Raw genomic sequence first — 19,240 nt, 5'->3', positions numbered from 1 at the left:
TCTCACTCCTTACTTATTTGTTGAATATGGTTGGAAATTACCCATTAAAGTACATTTTGTTATCATCCATTTATCTTTTTCTTGTTCTTTTGACTCCAGTTCATAAATTTGATTTATTGGTTTGCCTTCAACTCCTTGAACTGAATATGTTGTCGTAATATTTACTAATGCGGTAATTGCTTGATTGTTATTTGTTGTTAAATAAATATTCAAATTTTCTACTTTACTTTGAATACTTGTCGTTGGTGCTTCTATATTTCCCGCTCCTTTTAATGCATTGTATACATCAGTTGTTACATATTTTTTTATATTTTCAAATCGATTTTTATAATTTTTGTTAGTATAATTAAACTGGGCATCAATGAAATTACCTATATTATTTTTTACTTTCTCATCAGTTAATAATGCTTGAGTATTACTATTTGTATCATATTCTTTTACTTTCTTATTTAAATTTTCACTTTTAGAAGTTAATGTTCTTATTTCATCATTTTTATTTTTAACATCTATTTTTTGACCAATTACCACAAATATAAATATTAAATTTATTACAATTGATGTTATTACAATTGAAATTATTTTTTTTTGCATTTGATCCACCCACTTTATTTATTTATTCTTCCAATTCCAACTAAATGTTCTTGATAATACGGTTTAGTTAAATCAATATACCCTAAACCAGAACCACCAGATTGATACATTTTATTGTTTCCTACATATATGCCAACATGTGTAATATAATCAGGACAATCATAAGTACCTGTAAAAAACACTAAATCACCTGGTTTTGCTTCACTAGATGGAACTATTGTACTTTGATCGAATTGATTTTGTGCTGTTCTACTTAATTTAACACCTACCTGTGAATATGCATATTGAATTATGCCTGAACAATCAAAACCTTGAGCTGGGCTACTTCCTCCAAATACATATGGTCGACCTTCATATTTTAAAGCTACTTTCATCAAATCAGTATACTTAGTATCTTCTAGTGCGATATTTGTATTGTGTTCACCCTCTACAGGCTTGTCTACCTTGTTCATTACATGATCAACATAATTTACATCACCATAACTACTCCAACCATATACTGACGCTTCTTTTGCTGAAAAACTTGTTGCAAGCTCTTTAGTATGTTTTTTACCATTGCTACTTACATAATCTATATATCCACTACCGAAATTATAACTTTGAACTATAGTTTTGAAATCAACACCTTTACTATTTCCATAATCAAGAACACTTTTAAAATGTTTGACTCCTGAATCAATGCTTCGAATTGGATCTTTTATTGTATTAGGTGAAAGGTTTATACTTTCTGAACTTTGCATAACATCAAGTGTATCTGTCTCTCCAATTTCTTGATACATTAAAGCTAATAGAAAATCTACATACTCACTACATTTGTACTTTTTACAATATTCTTGTACTATAGGTCTCCATCTTGATATTTTATCAGGAACTTTTGCTTTTCCTGTAGACCCAGCGTTTCCATTTCCAAAAATAGCCATTATAACAACTAAAAGAAAAATAATTAACCCAATTATAAATTTAATTAATTTAAACTTCATTTAGCTGCAGCTTCTTTAGTGGCTTTAGCTTTATCTATTACTGCTTTTTCAGATTTTTGTATTTCATTTTTTAACAGCTCATTATTTAATTTGGTATTTATTCCTTTTGCATTTGCTATGTCATTATTTTTCAAGAAAACATTAGCGATTCTTAACAACTGTTCTTCATCTTGCACAATTTCTTTATCAAGCAATAAAGCATTTCTATTAAAACTTAAAATTTCTCTTTCAACTTCAATATATTTATTTTTTGTTTTAAGGTCTAATATTTTCTTTTCTTCCTTATCTTCATATAATTTTAATACAACTTTTTTTGCACAATCTTTGTTAGTATTAATTGCATTATCATATTTTCCTACTATAAAATAGGCTTCTGCTAATTCATTATTACTTGGGTTAGTTTCTTTTAGTTTTTTAATCCCTGTATCATTTTCACCTTTTGCTAGGCATTCATAAGCTTGTTGACTATTATTTGCACTTTTTATTTGCTGGGCTGCTAAAATTCTATAATTTTTAATCTGTACTATATTTATAATTATTGCGATTGCTACAATTACAATAATTACGCCGCCAACAATAAGTTTTGATTGTATTTTATTTATTTTATTTTTTTTATTATCTTCTTCTAAATTTCTAAAAAAGTTTGTTTCATCTTTAAATAACTTTTCTCTTATTAATTCATGTAATTCTGAAACTGTATTCGCATTTTCAATTACATTTAAAAAATTATCATTTTCTTTTTCTAATAACTCTATTTTTTTAATTTTAAACTTTTCATATGAGTATTTACTAAGCATGGATAAAATTAATAATTTATATTGATCAATTTCGGCTAAATTTTTAACACTTGGCAAAAATTGATTACTCCTATACAAAAACTTTATTGTTTTAAAATTTTTAAAATATATATTTCTTGGGTGTAGTAAAACTTTTTCCGTGAAATTATTTAATGGATCTATCTCTAACACCTTTTCTAGTATTGAAAGCCTTATAACTTCTGAATATTGTTTTGCTTTAAAAAATGATTCATATCCTTCTTCTATTTCGTAATTCAACACACATTTGTTATTTTCATGTGCTACATCTTTTAATGCAAAAAAATAAGGTGATTGTTTTTTTAATTCTTCTAGTTCAAAGTCATTTTCAAATAACACAATGTTATTTCCTAATTCAATTTTGCATTGATTATTTGCTTTTATATACAATGTGGCATCTTCCATTAACGTGATTTTCATATCCTATTATTCCCTTCCGTCATAATTGTTTACTTCTTCAATTTCAAGAGGACTTATATAAAGTTCCTTTTCATAATCAGGCTGGATTTTTGCATCTTCTTCATATTTTTCAGTATATCTTTTGGGATTACATAATCTTAATTCCTCTTTTGTTAATTCTATTTTCATAAAAACACGTTTTGTTCCATAAATCATTAATGCTTCACCTTGTCGTTTAGCCCTAAGTAATGATATTTCAGGCTTTGAAAAATTAAGTTTTAGTTTTTCAATTAAATCATCAACGCCCTTATTATCAATTCCAAAGAAAACTTTTGTGAATGAGTTCTCAACAACTGCAGTTCCTAAATCTCCATCGCTATAATTTGCTTTCAAGACATCATTAATTTGTTGGGTTGCAGCTATTGCTCCTGCTTTATATTTTCTAAACCTTTTATATGCTTGAAAAAAGAAATCACATGATTCTTGATTTTTTAATAAAAAGTGAAATTCATCTATAAACATATATGCAGCATAATCATTTTTTAACTCTGAGCTTTGAGACTTAACCTTTGTTATATCGTCCCATAAATAAGAGAATATATTTAAGTAACAAGCACCCTGAACATCTTTTTCTGTTTGTAATGCCGATAAATCAAATGATACTATTTCACTAGATAAATCAATATTTGTATACCCATTAAATAATGAATTTGAGCCATAAACATAACTTTCCAGTATGTAATAAAAATCTCTTATAAGCGAAAACTTTTCAGTGTCTTCTATCTTTAACGCTTCGCAAGATTTATATAGATCCTCTAATATAGGAAAATCTTCATGTGTTATATTTTTAAGATCTTTGCATTTTTCTAACTTAACATATAATTTCAATACTAAGCTTTCTATAATGGATGCTTCTACTTGGCTCATATCACTTTTGATAACTTTAAAAAAGCCCTTTAGTCTTTGACATTTTTGTTTTATTAAATTCTTGATTCTATTTTCTTTATTTATGTTTTTTATTATTTCATCATCCGATAATTCATCTGAATAAATTTCAAATGGATTTATTATTGTTTCTGACACCGAACTCAAATGAATTACAGTACCGCCAAAATAATTTACGATATCTGTATATTCATTTTCAGGATCTATAATATATATCTTTTTACCTTGGGCTATTAAATTTATAATTTTTCTTTTTAAATATGTTGTTTTTCCAACTCCACTTGTTCCAATTACAAACATATTTTGATTTAATGTTTTTTTATCGTCTAAATAGTTAATTGCTACTAAGGAATTAGTTTTTTTATTAATTCCTTCTATTTGTGACTTTGGCGATAAATCGCAAATTTCGCTGTCATCAAAAGGGAAAAAACTACTTGCTGCGGTTGTATTGCTCATTTGATAAGTATATTCTTTTAGTAAATTTTGTTTTAATGGTAAAGCTGACCAGTAAGCATTATTCATTTGGTAGTATGGTACTATACCTTTTATATGTAGTTTCATTAAGATACGCTGTATCTTTTCTTCTAATAGTTTAAGTTCCTCTTGTTCTTGTGCTTGTATTAAAATATATGTATAAATGTACACAAATCCTGATTTATTGTTCAAAGCTTCTTCCAATTGATAAGCAGCGCTTTTCATTTCTTTTTTTAATTTTATTTTATATTGGGGGTCATGTGTTTTTAATAATTCTGCTTCTTTATTTTTAAAACTTGAATTATAATGCTCTAGCATTATTGATGCATCTGTTGGTTCTATGTATTGGCTTATTGTAATATTACCCTTCATTCTTTTTAGATCTGATAACCAATTTCCCTTTTGTTCATTAGGGTACGAGGTGAAAGCTATTACTCTTATATAATTGCCACCCATTTCTACACAATCCTTATTTTCTTTATAAATAAAAGGGTAAATTGCATCAATTGGTGTTGCATCAATTAAACCCGATATTTCGTCTTTTTTAACAGGTTCCTTTATTTGCTCTTTTACTTCTTTCTTTTTTTTACTTTTTAATAATTTCATTTTTCCCTCCGTCCTAAGCATATATTGAATATTTAAAATCTATGAATCTATGTAACGTCGAAATAGTTTCTTTTGTACTTAATATTTCTAAGCTTACATCATGAGATTCAAGCATTGATTCTAGTGAATTTTTAACCTTTGACATTTTTTCTCTTAATTCCTTTTCAGCATTACTTAACTCTACTAATGTTCTTTTCTGTATTTTTTGACTTAATACAACTAGATGTTGTTGTGTTGTTAATTCTGAATTTAATTCTATATCTTGATAATGCATGCAATTAGCTGCAATTAATTGTTGTAAATGTTTTTTTGATTCGGAGTTTTCCATTTTAGAATTTTTAATACTTAAATAACGTTTTTTCCAATATAGATTATATCTTTTTAAATCTAATGGAACTGTCATGCTTACAGTTTGTAAACTTTCATTGTTATTTGACATTAAAAAAGCCCCATAATCTTCGAATAAACTGTTTTGTTCATATTCTGCAAGAAGATCCATGTTTACCCCTTCAACTTTTATCATTACAATTAGTTCGCTATTTTTTAGCAGTACAAAATCACTATATATTCCTTCTATAGGGCTTATATCTTGTAAATATAATTTTTTATTTTCCTGTGCCATTACTTAAATTCCCCCTTTCTTTAGGCTTTATATAATACATCTTTTGCTTGTTTAAAAATGAAATTCTCATTTTTATATAATCCAAACACTTTATATTACTCCTGTTTTTAATAGGTCTTAAAATTGCCATAACAAAGCCTGTACATAAAATTAAACAATCAAATATACCTTTTATTATCCAAAAGAATACACTACTATATGGAGGTATAACCACTATAATTGTAGATAATAATAATGAAGGTACTATAAACTTCGCAACATCTGTTACAGATAATCCTTGCACTATGTTATATCCCTTTTCTACATTACCAGGAAAAAAAAACCTTTTTCCTGTTCTTCCATTTTCTTCTTCTCCCAATAATTCAAGTAAAGCTTTTTTTAAGCCCTCTTTATCTTCCAAATCATTCACCTCATTTATTTTTTCTTATTGAAACAAACCATATATCCAAGGAATTAGCCATACTAAAGACCCACCAACTGCAACTGCTAAACCTATTGTTCCTACACTTTTCCACATATCGTTTTTCACATGAGGATCGTCTAAACTTGGCAATTTTGATATAATTACCTTGAGTGCTGCTATAACTCCAACTACAACAATAATACCTGTTAGAACCCCTTGAATTACTGATAATCCTTGATTTACTTTAGCTGTTACTGTTGCTTCATCACTTGCTGCCAAAACTGGTATTGAATTTATAATTGATACCCCTGCCACATATGCAGCAACTAAACTGCTCTTGATTTTTTTCATGTTTTTGCTTTTCATCTTTTTTTACCCCTTCCTATATTTGATGTAATATTCTATACATCAATCTTCACTTTAATACTTGCAATCTACTTTTTTATACAAAATGTCTATCTTGCAAACAGTTTAAAATACTACATGTTTCGCTATTTTAACTTTTAATTTTCAATATTTTCTTTTCTTATATGTTTTATAAGGTTGTTTTGCTTCATCTCCTCCAATCAGGCTATTTTGCTACCTTTCTATACTCTTATTATGCATTACCGCCGATTATAAAGCAAGAAATTCCATGGAAATAATAATCATTTTTCGACATAAAAGGACTTAATTTAAATATATTCCATTATATGCTTTTATTGTAATACGACAAAAAAATAAAATACCTCAATATTCATTTTTCTGAATAATGCAGTATTTCTTCAAATAGGAATTTAGTGGCTTAAGTGGCTGAATTTTTACACAAATCATTGTCGTACCCATAACCCTAAATATTAAATTAATATTATAAGCTACACTCCAATGATAGATCATATTTATGACTAACTACTTTTGTTATTATTGGTTTACTTGGGGGGGTAATGAATTCCCTTTGTTTCTTCTTAGACTTAGATAGTTCTAATCGTTGATCTATAGCAGATTTATTAGTGATTTTACTATGTAGAGATTTTTTATTTTCTAATTCTTTTTCTTTTTCATTGTGAATTTCTTTAGCTTTATTATATTGATCCCAATTTGTTATTTCTTTGGATTCTAAATGTTTTTCAGCTCTATTGTACTTTGATATTTCATTAATGTGCTCATTTTCAAAGGCTTTTTTAAAAGACTTTTTTTGGTTGTATTTTTCTACAATAGGCTTGTACTTATCTATTGTTTCCAAATCACATTTAATTTCAGCTAAATCGATCTCATCATTTTCTAGTATATCTATTTGCTTATAAATTTTTGACATTTCTCTAATTTCTGTTTCTTCTGCTATTATCGTAGAACTTATATCACAAAATTCATTTATAGTCTTTAGGAATTTGCACCCATCAATTTTATTACTTTCAAGAATATCCATACTTAGTTCATTTATTTGTTTTTCTTTATTATCATTATTTAGCATTTTATTTTCAGGTAAATATCTCTGAAGGTTGTTTACCTTTTGTTTAAGATAATCTATTTTTTCATCAAAGGTTGTTTTGTCAATTACTCCTCTTAAAGATATTTGACCTTCTACTTTTTCTAGATTACTATCAACTTCTGCTAACTTTTCACTGCAAATTTTTTTCACCTTTGAATCATCTGTTTGGATAGCTATAATATTTAAATTGTCTTTCGCCTTTAGAGTACAAAGTAATTCTTTTTTAAAAGGATCTACATTAGGGGTATGTATTAATTCACGATGATCTAATGCCTTTACTTTCAAATCAGACTCCCTAGTGACATCTGTATACATTTCTTTAATTTCCTGTTCTTTAGATGCAACAATTTTGAAGCATTTAGTATTATCTTTTTTTTCTGATATATCTACATTAAGTTTAATCTTTTCTTCTATACTAAGATTATCTTCAAGGAATTGTAATTTATTTTCTAAATAAGACTTCTGCTCCAAAGTATATTTAGGACAACTATTTTCACTATCAAGTAAATGTTCAATATTTTCCTTTGAAATACCATTTAATAAATCAGGGGTATTTCGTAATTCAATAATTTGATCCTTAAGTATATTTCTTTCACTGTTAATTTTCTTTTCAAATTTGTTTAATTTTACTTTTAACTCTTCAATATACTTAAAATCCATCTCAGGATTTTTTAATTCATCTGTATATTCTTTCATTAAACAATTATATGTTACAATTTGTTCATGAACAATTCTTTTTTCATCCATCGCTTTATATACATCTAAAGATATATCCTTATTCTTAAGATCGATATAACCATCTTTTTTATTTATATTTTCTTTATATAAGTTACTTATTTCTTCTATTTTATATTGTGTACTCCGTAACAATCTTGTATCTAGTTTATAGTCATTTAAATTTATAGGAATTAGTGTAATATTTTTAGTATAATCTGGATTCTCGAAATTTTTGTAAGCATTTTTTGTTATTTCTAAGCCATGCGGAATTAATATTTGTGTTATTCCTCCTAGACCATATTGAGGATTTGCAGTGGTATCACCAACAGCTATCTTTACCTGAAGGTTTACAGCATATAACCTGGCAGTAGGCTTATACTTAGCTATATTCTCTTTAGCAATTTCATCATACCAAGCACTAACTTGAACTCCTTGACATAAAGCTGTTACATCTAGATTTAATTTTTTAAATTCCTCTAATGGTAAGAAATAATTACCTCCACCATTTGGCATTTCAAGCGCAACAATTAATTCTCCATTTTTCAAAGTAGAATTTTTTAAATTATCTACACCTATATACCATTTTTGTCCTTGAAACATTTTGTTGAATAAAACAGGATAGGGTTTATATTTCATACTCTACTTAGCCTCGTTTTCATATAAATAATTAATTCTAATGCGTACACTAGGACTTCTTATTTCTGAATCAAGCACAGCATATCCACCTTGAAAATCTACATCCTCATCTATGTATTTAACGTCTAACATTTTTCTCATCAATGCTTTATTTTTTTCTACTAGTTCTCCAAATTCAACATAATCTTGATTAAAATGGCATTTTCTAGATGCATCATCTACATTAAATGTAATTTTTATGACTTTATTACTTAAGATATTTAAATTTATATCTACATCAGCACCATCGACAACTATCCTTTTTAATAAAAGATACGGATGTCTCTCAGCTTCTAAGTTCCTTTTTCCATCTTCTGTTAACAGATCTTTAATATTAGAGTTTTTGATTTCCTCTATAGACATTCCCGCTTTTATAATATGATTTTCATCAATTATTAAATCTCCTGTGCTTTTATCTAAAATCATCGTCTACCACCTCATATGTATTTTATTAAATTATTAGTAATTTACTTTTGTATAAATTGATTGTATACTAGGTAATTCATGAAGTCAATTTGAGGTATATGATGATATATTACCGTGTTCTGCAAATTTTAGTATAAAAAAAGCCATCTGATTTCAGATGGTTTTTTTTGGTTCACTATAACCTTTATTATACAACTTATTCCACAAGTTCTTCTCTATCAACTATTTCTCCATCAATTAATTTTATTATAGATGTACCATATTGGGCAGCATCAGACGAGTGAGTTACTTGTATCAGTGTTTTTCCGTATTCTTGATTTATCTTTTTAAATAACTTCATTATATCTGTCCCAGTTTTTGAATCAAGGTTTCCAATTGGTTCATCCAAAAATATTATTTCCGGTTCAAAAATTAAGGCTCTTGCTATAGCAACCCTCTGTTGCTGTCCTCCTGATAATTCCCTTGGAGTCAACTTTCTCGTGTCTTGCATACCAATTATATCTAATATTTCCTCAAGCTTTTTATTATAATCTTTAAGCCTTTTGCCATCTAATATTATTGGAAGCATTATATTATCCTCTACGCTTAGGTTTGGCACTAGATTATAAAATTGGAATACAAATCCCAGCTTATTTCTTCTCATCCAGCTTATTTCTTTTTTCTTTATTCTACTAATATCTTTGCCATCTATGCACACTGTTCCTGAAGTTGGTTTATCTAATCCTCCGAGCAAATATAAAAGGGTTGACTTACCACCACCGGATGGTCCCATAATTGATATAAACTCCCCTTTTTCAACGTTAAAATTTATATTTTTTAGCACCTTAACGCTTTCTTTTCCTACCTTAAATGATTTATTTAAATTATTAACTTCAATTATACTCATAGGATTTCCCCCTTTATTCATACTTTAATTCATTTATTATTGATAATTTATTGCTCCTTAGCATTATAGGTAATGATCCTAATACTATTAATACTAAAGCTGCTACTGCGTACATTGGTACAGATTTAATATCTAAAACTATACGCATTGGCATTTCCATTGCAGTCATAGTCTTAGTAAGTAGTGACAATCCTAAATAACTATAAGGAACAGCTATTACTACTGACCACACTACTGAAAATACTGACTCCCAAAGTAACATTCCATTTCTAGCACCATCTGACATCCCTACTGAGTTTAAAATTGCGAGCTCTCCCTTTCTTTGTAAGAAACCTATTGTAATATTATTCAGCACTCCGAGTGCCGCTATAAAAATTGCCAAATATGAAAATATACTTAAAACATTAACTATCATTTGATTTTGATCCAGATTTTGTTTTTGGAACTCATCCCTTGTAGTTGCAGTTGCTCCAAAATCTTTAACAACGGTCTTTAATTCTTTTTTAACATTCTCTGTTGATTTTGTAGTTTTAAATGCTATTTGATTCGCTTCTATAACATTAAATTCTTTTTTCATAACATCATTCTTCATTAATATAAATGTACCATTATTGTATACTTTGCCATCCATTGTTCCTATTATTTTAAGATTCTTTTTTATGTCATTCACTTCAATTGTAATTTTATCTCCTACATTTACATTCAGTGCTCTTTTAATCTTGTCGGTTATAATAATTTCACTATCTGTAGACTTATCAAACTTTTTATACATCTCACTATATTTATCACTATCTAATTCTAAATATCCATTAAATTTCTGATATTTTTTGCTATCTACTCCTTCAAGAAAAATCATTGTATCCTTGTTAGCGCTGCCCATTGCAAACTTAAATACTTGAATGCTATCCTTATTGACATTTTTATTTTCTTTTATTTTAGAAATTAGTTTATCTGTTACACTCACGCCTTGGATTCCAGGCACCCCTTTAATTCCTGTTACTGAAACATCAAAATCCATCTGTTGATATGCTCCAGTAACTATATTCTTCATACTTGTCCCTATGGATGTAATCATAAATATTGATAACATAGAAATTACTATAAGTGTAATATTCCCCATAAGCACCTTTGAAGTTCTTAAGTTATTAAGAGAAAATATTATAACCTTACTTCTTCCTCTAAATAATTTGTACAATAAATTAGTTACTACATCTATTACCTTAGGATACATAAGCACAAGCCCTATGATAGATACAAGTATAAATATACTACTTAATGAATTAACCCAAGGGGCATCTATCGAATTTACAAATATTGTAGCTACTAATATAGTAGTCCCAATGATAAATTTTACCCATCCTATGCGCATTGATATATTCACATTGTTTAATATAACTTCCTTTACTTCTAACTTTCTTATTTTTATTATTGGAACTATTGCTGATATGCAAGAGAATACTATTGCAAAGATCGCTCCTATAACAAAATATAGTGGATTCACTGAAAACTTTTCAATTATTCCATAATCCTTTAATGGCGATATAAAATAATTGATTAAATACAGACCTCCATATCCAAAAATATTTCCAAAAATTGCTCCTATTATTCCATAGCCTATACTCTCGAGTAAAAGTATCTTTTCTACAGTCCAGTTTGTTGCCCCTTGACTTAAAAATGTTCCTATTACAGGTAACCTCTCAGTTATGGTTAATTTAAATGAACCATATATAATTATTGCACTCATAAATAATACTATTACAAGCATTGCATATAATACTTTCGTAAATGAACCAATTTGCTTTTCAATAGATGCTGCATCAAAAAGTTCCTTGGCAGCAAATTGTGTATTGTTATCATTAAACTTCTTTACACTTTCTTTTAGACCATCTAATGATTTATTCGCTGTTACGTAGTTATATTTCCCTTCCACTTTATATTGCTTCGATATATATTTATATGGAACTATTATTTGATAGGTCGTTTTCTTATCATTATAAAAAGTTGCCTCATTCGCACTTATGACTGCGACTTTATACTTTTTACTTTCTCCTGCTATAAATAATTCTAATTCATCATTTATCTTTAATTTTTTTTCCTCAGATGTTCTTTGGGAAATTATACACTTTGCTCCAGTGAATGTACTTAAGTCACCTTCAATTAAATTATCTTTGTTTATGTTTTTGTCTTCCTTCCCTCTAATGGTTACATTATTTATTTCATCCCCATTAGTTGTTGCTGATAAGTCAATCTCACCGCTTATATTTTTAATTCCTTTTTCTTTTATATCTTTCGTCTTAAAGAAAGGTTCAGACCCCTTAGATGTTATAATTATTTCTTTCCCCTCAAATAATTCGGTCATTGGTTTTTCAAAACTGCTAATTGCAATCTTAACTGTTCCTGAAACTGTTACTAATAACCCTGTACTCATTGCTATAGCCAAAATCAACAAGCAAAATCTTGCTTTCTTCTCTAACATGCATTTGGCTATATATTTAAAGAATATTCTCACACCGTTTCCCCCTTGCCTAATATAATTTCTTAATAATAATTTCATGCATACATTCTCATCTAATACGTAATCTATCAATTCTATGAATTAATATAAGTGATTATTCCATCTATATTTTTCTTTCTTGTAAAATCTACTGGATTATTCAAACCATCATTCATTTATTCATCACAAAAAATAAATTATCATAAGAAAAAAGATGCATAAATTTAAAGCACCTTTCTTATTATGATAATTTTTCTAATCTGAATAGGAATAACTTCTTTCGATATATATTAATAAAAGTATAAATTATCACAAGAGATTATTTTATAATCACTGCATTTTCATCCTTAGCCTTAACTTTTCCAAGATTATAACTAAAACTTTTTCCGTTAAGCTCAATGAAAACTATAAGTACAACAATAGATGGTACCTTATCCTTTATTTCTTCAATATTAACTTCTAATAACTTATCTCCTGCCCTTACTTCATTGCCTTGCTCCACATAAACGTCAAATCCTTCTCCCTTTAAATTAACAGTATCCAATCCAAAATGAATTAATATATCAACCCCGCAATTACTTCTTATTGAAATAGCATGTTTGGTAGGGAATACAGATGTAATTATTCCATCAACTGGTGAGAATAGCACTCCATTTTCAGGCTCTATAGCAAACCCATCACCCATCATTCTTTGAGAAAACACCTCATCTTCCACGTCATCTAAGTTTATTATTTCTCCCGAAATAGGAATTATAAATGTTTCATTTTTTTCTTTATCCTTTTGAACTTCATGTACATTTTCTTTGTGAATGTCTGCTTGATCATTAAACATAAAAGCTTTGATTTTATTAAACATTTTTCACCCTCCAAATATAATTAATAAACTTGTACTAAATCAAATATTTAAACTTCTTTATATTACTATTATATTAAAAATATCAATTGATTTAAACCTTTTCATCGTCTAAAAAAACAGGTTCTACATGAAAATAACATGTATTCCCATTAAGTATAGAATAAAAAATACCAAGACAAAAGATCATATAAATTTAAATATTCATATGTTCTCTTGTTTTGGTATTAGACTAAATTTCACTTGTTTTTTTCTAAATATATACCTATTAAAAATTCAAATAACATTAAAATATTAGCATAGAAAGAATTTGCTAATTTATTACGATCATCCATAGTATTCATATCATATAATTTAAAATTTATGTCTGATATTTTAGCTAATGTATTATCCACATCTCCTGTAAATGAAACTATTTTTATTCCATTTTTCTTAGCAGATTCAGACACTTTTACTAAAAAATCTGTTTCTCCCGACTTAGATACACATATAAATAGCTTTGCTTTTATTGCATTTACATCATAACTTTCATAAGATTCAGAATAAATACAATTAAAACCAAGAACTAATAATTTTCTAGTAATATACTTTACTATAGGTTCTGAAAATCCTTGTCCACAAGTATATATAACTTCACCTTTATTTTCTATTAATAAATCTATAAAATCACTTATTTTTTTAGATTCTATCAAAGCTAATAATTCTTCTAAGTCTACTCCATAATATTTATTACTTTCTTGACCTGAAAAATGAGATTTCTTTTCTTTCAATGTAAAATTCAAGTTATAATACATATCTAAAAATCCCGAATATCCTAATTTTTTTGCTAAATTCATAATAGTAGTAGTAGACGTATAGTTTTTCTTTGCTATACCTCTTACCCCTATATCTTTAACATTCTGTATATTAATTATTATATAAATTAATATATTTTCTTCTGTCTTACTTAACTGATATTTATCCACCATTTTGCTAATATCTAAATTCATGCATTTCTCACCTACTATAAATAGTATATAATTTATTTAACGATAACACAAACTTTAATATCACACTACTACATCCATGCAGGGCATAAGTTATACTTTATAATTGATAAGAATTTAAGAGCATGAACATTAAATTTTGATTTCTCACGAAATAATTATATAAATAAAAAAAGACTGCGTTAGAAATAGATATAAAATCTATTTCTAACACAGTCCTAACCTTGGAGTAATTTACACAATAATAAAATACTAAACTATCAACACTCCAAACCTATTTTAATTCAGGCCAATATTCTTTGTTTACTTTAATTAAATCATCTAAAATACTTTTAGCAACGCTTGCACTAGGTACAGTTTTAGAAAGTGTAATAGCTTGCCATAATTTTAGATAGGATTTCTCTACCCAAGCTTCGACTACTAATTTTTCTACAGAAACCTGTTGCTGCATTAATCCCTTCTGGAATTGAGGAATCTTTCCTACTACTAATGGTTCTGGTCCATTACTTCCAACCATACAAGGTATTTCAACCATAGCTGTTGGATCAAAGTTTTCGATAGCACCATTATTCTCTACAATTAACAACATTCTTTCCTGTGAATTATATGCTATAGCTCTTGCTAAATCTACTATATATGATGCATGATCATCTACATGCAAAGCGCATCCTTTTGTAGATTGTTGTTCAATAATTTTCCTGCACTCTCCAAATACAAACTTTTCTCTTCCATCCATTACTTCGTTTGCTCTTGAATATTCTTTATTTGAATGCTTAACAACATAATCCTGGAATAAATAATATTTTAAATAAGTATTAGGTAATGTGTTTGGGTCTAATGCATACACATCTTTTGCTTTTGAAAAGGTATCATACCAACTTGCCTCAGTTTCTTGAGTACCTCCTTTATTAATTATATAACCATGTTTAGCAACATGTTCTTTTATTTTTGGCATTAAGTCATTTCCATCATTATCACGTATATCTGTCCACCAGCCAAAATGATTAAGTCCATAATATCGAACTTTCATATCTTTTCTTGACTTTAGTCCTAAAATTTCAGCCATGCGTACTTCTGTACCTATTGGCATATCACATATGTTTAATATCTTTGAATTAGGCCTTAATTTTCTAGTTGCTTCTGCAACTATTGCTGCTGGGTTGGAATAGTTTAACATCCATGCATTTGGTGAATATTTCTCCATATAGTCAAGTATTTCAATAACTCCACCAATGGATCTCATTCCATAAGAAATTCCTCCTGGACCACAAGTTTCTTGTCCAAGTACATCATACTTTAATGGGATTTTCTCATCTAATTCACGCATTGCATATTTACCTACTCTTATATGAGCCATAACGAAGTCTATATCTGTAAATGCTTCTTTTGGATCTGTTGTCACACAGAATTCAATATCTGGTGCTTTCTCCTTTAAAACAACTTCACATGCTCCAGCAACTATTGCCTGTCTTTCCTTATCATTATCATATAATTTTAGTTTTCTTATAGGGAACCTATCTAAGTTGTCTAAAAGCATTAATATTATTCCTGGTGTAAATGTACTTCCACCGCCAGCTATTGTTACTGAAAATTTATTCATTATTATACCTTCTTTCTAATTTTATATATAAGCTATGAATAAGTAATTAGCATACTAATTATTTACCAATTCACAGTATTAACCTTTTTGAATGATTAGCATAAATTCCTTAAACAGAAAGATATTTGTCAACAGCACTTCTTACTCCACTTACTTTAGGTCCATAAATAGCTTGAATGTTATTACCGTTTTTTATTACCCCTAAAGCTCCTGTTGCTTTTAATGCTACTTCATCAACCATTTCGGCATCCTTTATCTTCACTCTTAAGCGAGAAAAACAATTATCTACAGTTTCTATGTTTTTCTTTCCACCAAGTGCTTCAACTATTACTGATGCTAAATCAGAACTATCGGTTTTAACTACTGCTTCTTTTACTGAACTGTTACTAACCTTATCTTTATAATCTTTTTTGGTATATAACTTTACTTCACTATCTTCTCTACCTGGAGTTTTTAAATTAAACTTAATAATTATAAACTTAAATAAAAAGTAAAATGCTACTAGTTCAACCAAACCTACACCTATAGCAATAGGCCATCTAGTCCTACTAATTCCTGCGGGTAAATTGTATGTCAAGAAATCTATAATACCACCTGCCGCATAAGTCCTAACTCCAAGTGCTACTACAATTACTTGAAATATTCCATCAAATACTGAGTAAGCCACCCATAAAGCTGGTGCTACAAATAAAAATGTAAATTCTAAAGGTTCTGTAATACCAACTAAAACAGATGTTGCTACTGCGGGTATTAAAATAGCCTTTAATTTAACCTTATTTTCTGGTTTTGCAGTTTTATAAAATGCAAACGCTGCTCCTACTAACCCAAACATTTTGACCATGCCATACTGTACATATTTTGCTGACGGATCAAAAACTTTTATTGATGGATCTGTTAACTGCGCTAAGAATATATTATAAGCTCCAAATACTGTTTTTCCACCAACTTCTAGTGTTCCACCAATATTAGAGTAAGAAAATGGAGTCCATATTAAGTGATGTAATCCTGTTGGTATTAGTACTCGATTTAAAAATCCGTATAAAAACACACCAACATTACCTGATATATTTATAAAACCTGTTAGACCACTGATACCTATTGCGACTATAGGCCAAATATAGCTAAATGCCATTCCAAGGATTAGTAAAATAGGTACTAAAACTAAAAGAACTAATTTTGTATTACCATAAAACGCAAATGCACCTGGGAACTCTTTATTACTAAATTTATTATGAACAAGTGCTACTACCACACCGAGTATTATTCCTAAAAAAACTCCCATATCAATTACTTGAAATCCCAGAATTATAGTTTGACCTGTACCAAATAAGTCGGAAGTTGTTTTGTAACCTACTAATTTTCCTGTTAAAGTAAGCCACTCATTATTAGCTCCTAAAAATATTAAGAATGAAAGTAATGCCACAAGAGCTGCTTCTGCTTTTTTATCTTTTGCCATCCCCATTGCAATTCCAACACAGAAGAGGATACCCAAATTATTCATAATAGGCCAAAGACCACTTGCAATATATTTTCCAACATTTATTAAAGAATTACCATCTCCAACAATTGTTGGATTGCTTAAAATAGAAGATAATGCAATGATTATACCAATTATAGGTAAGAACAATACTGGAACTACTATAGCTCTTGCAAAAATCTGCATTCCATTTACTATTTTTTCTTTCATTTAAAAATCCCCCTTTTTAAATTTGTTGTTAGTTTTTTATGTAATCATTTACTTGTTATACAATATTTCTCCCCCACTATTAATTTAAAACAATTACAAAGCTAATATAGAATTACTTAATCAGTAGACTTTTAACTCCTTTCTTTTAATATTTTGTTAATTTGTTGTTAGTTACACTTTAACAAATTTTTGTAATTTTTTAAATAGAAATGCCCCCTTTAAAAACAGGTTAAGTCAATTGACAACCTGTTTTTTTTATACAATATTAACTTTTTTTATCAAGATCAGAAATGCTCTTTTAATTTTTCCGTAGTAATACCATAAACATTCGTTTTAGAACACAAATAAAAAAACTTGCAAATACCTAATGTAAGGTCATTCGCAAGTTTCAAAGCTATTATGCTCTAACTTAAAATGATGATTTTCTGCTAAACAAAAAATCGATTTTTTTAATTCTAACTCATTTAGGCATTTTCTTTTTTACACTAGAAATTGCTTTTCTTGATTTTTCAATCATCCTTTTACTTTCTTCACCCATTTTTAGACTTACTGAAATATAAATCATATCTAAAATAACAAGTTGAATAAGTCGTGATACCATAGCATCTGTATAGTATTCTAAATCATATGTCGAACTAAACAACGCAACATCCGAAATTTTTGCAAGATCAGAATTCAGATAACTTGTAATGCCTATAATCTTGCATCCTTTTTCTTTTGCACTTTCAGCACATTCTAATACTTCTCGACTCTCCCCTGTATGAGAGATGAGAACTACAACATCATTAATCTCAAGATGACAAGTTTTTATTAATGAAAAATGTGAATTTACATCATAAGATACCTTTTTACCAATTCTCATGAACTTATGATATGCATCCATGGCGATTACACTCGATCCCCCTGATCCATAAAATAATAAACTGTTGGATTCATAAATAAGATTCACAGCTTTCTCCAAATCATCTACATTTATTATGTTATTCAGATCATTTACTGCACAGCCTACAGAATAAACGACCTTTTGTTTAACTGCATTAATGTCATCCTCAGCTACAATATTTTGATATCCATCCTCTATTTTAATGCCATTTGGTGACAGTGTATGTGTTTCTTTTGATAATTCCCCTGCCATATCTAGGCGAAATGTACTATATGAGCTGTAATCCAATTTATTTATAAAACGAATTACTGTAGGTTCACTGACATTACATTTTTGCGACAATTCATTAATAGTAAGTCTCACTGTTTCAGATTTATTGTTAAGAATAAAATCAGCAATATTTTTCTGAATTTTAGAAAGCGTATTGAATCTTGATCTAATGGTAGCGAAAAGATTGTCCTCCATAGTTATATTTTCCTCCTAACGTTTGTAAATAAACATCTTTAATAAATTAATTGTAGCAATATATCACATAAAAAACAATTAAATTAATGAACTATAATATATTGTAAAATAGTTATTGACAACGTTTAAATATTTTGATATTATTAAGACAGTAATAAAACTACTGTTATTAATATTCATTAGTAGTAAAGTTACTGGAAAGAGTGTAAATGTTTACTATTGACTGTATCATTAATAGCAATTCTAGCTAACTATAAACATTTAA

The 19,240-nt window shown here is 28.2% G+C and carries 16 protein-coding genes; all 16 read right to left on the bottom strand.

Annotated features, from left to right (window positions below; genetic code table 11):
- Positions 1-9: 9 nt before the first annotated feature.
- The 16 genes from LGK95_RS09145 to LGK95_RS09070 all read right to left on the bottom strand — a co-directional run bounded on the left by LGK95_RS09145 (position 10) and on the right by LGK95_RS09070 (position 18,975).
- Positions 10-591, bottom strand: a complete 582-nt coding sequence (locus LGK95_RS09145) for a hypothetical protein (RefSeq protein WP_226124310.1) — start codon at positions 589-591, stop codon at positions 10-12.
- Positions 592-605: 14 nt separating this feature from the next.
- Positions 606-1,571 (bottom strand): bifunctional lytic transglycosylase/C40 family peptidase, encoded by a 966-nt coding sequence (locus LGK95_RS09140; protein WP_226124308.1) that lies wholly within the window; start codon positions 1,569-1,571, stop codon positions 606-608.
- Complete coding sequence (locus LGK95_RS09135) at positions 1,568-2,806, bottom strand: type VII secretion protein EssB/YukC (protein ID WP_226124307.1); 1,239 nt, start codon at positions 2,804-2,806, stop codon at positions 1,568-1,570. The genes LGK95_RS09140 and LGK95_RS09135 overlap by 4 nt, the downstream gene beginning before the upstream one ends.
- Positions 2,807-2,812: 6 nt before the next feature.
- A complete protein-coding gene (locus LGK95_RS09130) occupies positions 2,813-4,810 on the bottom strand; it encodes a VirB4 family type IV secretion system protein (protein WP_226124305.1) in 1,998 nt (665 codons plus the stop codon).
- Between the two features lie 13 nt (positions 4,811-4,823).
- Entirely contained in the window at positions 4,824-5,432 is a 609-nt protein-coding gene (gene trsD, locus LGK95_RS09125) for a TrsD/TraD family conjugative transfer protein (protein WP_226124304.1), read from the bottom strand.
- Entirely contained in the window at positions 5,416-5,832 is a 417-nt protein-coding gene (locus LGK95_RS09120) for a hypothetical protein (RefSeq protein ID WP_226124303.1), read from the bottom strand. The genes trsD and LGK95_RS09120 overlap by 17 nt, the downstream gene beginning before the upstream one ends.
- A gap of 24 nt (positions 5,833-5,856) precedes the next feature.
- Positions 5,857-6,201, bottom strand: coding sequence for a CagC family type IV secretion system protein (locus tag LGK95_RS09115; protein ID WP_226124302.1), 345 nt, complete (start codon positions 6,199-6,201; stop codon positions 5,857-5,859).
- 481 nt (positions 6,202-6,682) lie between these two features.
- Entirely contained in the window at positions 6,683-8,656 is a 1,974-nt protein-coding gene (locus LGK95_RS09110) for a hypothetical protein (RefSeq protein WP_226124301.1), read from the bottom strand.
- A gap of 3 nt (positions 8,657-8,659) precedes the next feature.
- Positions 8,660-9,121 (bottom strand): hypothetical protein, encoded by a 462-nt coding sequence (locus LGK95_RS09105; protein WP_226124300.1) that lies wholly within the window; start codon positions 9,119-9,121, stop codon positions 8,660-8,662.
- A 196-nt stretch (positions 9,122-9,317) separates the two neighbouring features.
- Positions 9,318-10,007 (bottom strand): ABC transporter ATP-binding protein, encoded by a 690-nt coding sequence (locus LGK95_RS09100; protein WP_226124299.1) that lies wholly within the window; start codon positions 10,005-10,007, stop codon positions 9,318-9,320.
- Positions 10,008-10,020: 13 nt separating this feature from the next.
- Positions 10,021-12,516 (bottom strand): ABC transporter permease, encoded by a 2,496-nt coding sequence (locus tag LGK95_RS09095; RefSeq protein ID WP_226124296.1) that lies wholly within the window; start codon positions 12,514-12,516, stop codon positions 10,021-10,023.
- A gap of 304 nt (positions 12,517-12,820) precedes the next feature.
- Positions 12,821-13,357, bottom strand: a complete 537-nt coding sequence (locus LGK95_RS09090; RefSeq protein WP_226124294.1) for a PTS sugar transporter subunit IIA — start codon at positions 13,355-13,357, stop codon at positions 12,821-12,823.
- A 236-nt stretch (positions 13,358-13,593) separates the two neighbouring features.
- The gene (locus tag LGK95_RS09085) at positions 13,594-14,343 is read right to left on the bottom strand and encodes a MurR/RpiR family transcriptional regulator (RefSeq protein WP_226124292.1); all 750 of its coding nucleotides are present in this window, start codon (positions 14,341-14,343) and stop codon (positions 13,594-13,596) included.
- A gap of 271 nt (positions 14,344-14,614) precedes the next feature.
- Positions 14,615-15,940 carry a 6-phospho-alpha-glucosidase gene (locus tag LGK95_RS09080; RefSeq protein WP_226124291.1) on the bottom strand — a complete coding sequence of 442 codons (1,326 nt, stop codon included), beginning with the start codon at positions 15,938-15,940 and terminating at the stop codon, positions 14,615-14,617.
- A gap of 109 nt (positions 15,941-16,049) precedes the next feature.
- Positions 16,050-17,627: a PTS transporter subunit EIIC gene (locus LGK95_RS09075; protein ID WP_226124289.1), complete on the bottom strand. Its 1,578-nt coding sequence runs from the start codon at positions 17,625-17,627 to the stop codon at positions 16,050-16,052.
- Between the two features lie 460 nt (positions 17,628-18,087).
- Positions 18,088-18,975: a MurR/RpiR family transcriptional regulator gene (locus LGK95_RS09070; protein WP_226124286.1), complete on the bottom strand. Its 888-nt coding sequence runs from the start codon at positions 18,973-18,975 to the stop codon at positions 18,088-18,090.
- Between the last annotated feature and the right edge of the window lie 265 nt (positions 18,976-19,240).

Origin of the sequence: Clostridium algoriphilum (genome assembly GCF_020443705.1) — a bacterium.
Taxonomy (GTDB): Bacteria; Bacillota; Clostridia; order Clostridiales; family Clostridiaceae; genus Clostridium_AD; species Clostridium_AD algoriphilum.
This window is presented reverse-complemented; position numbering and strand designations above follow the sequence as displayed.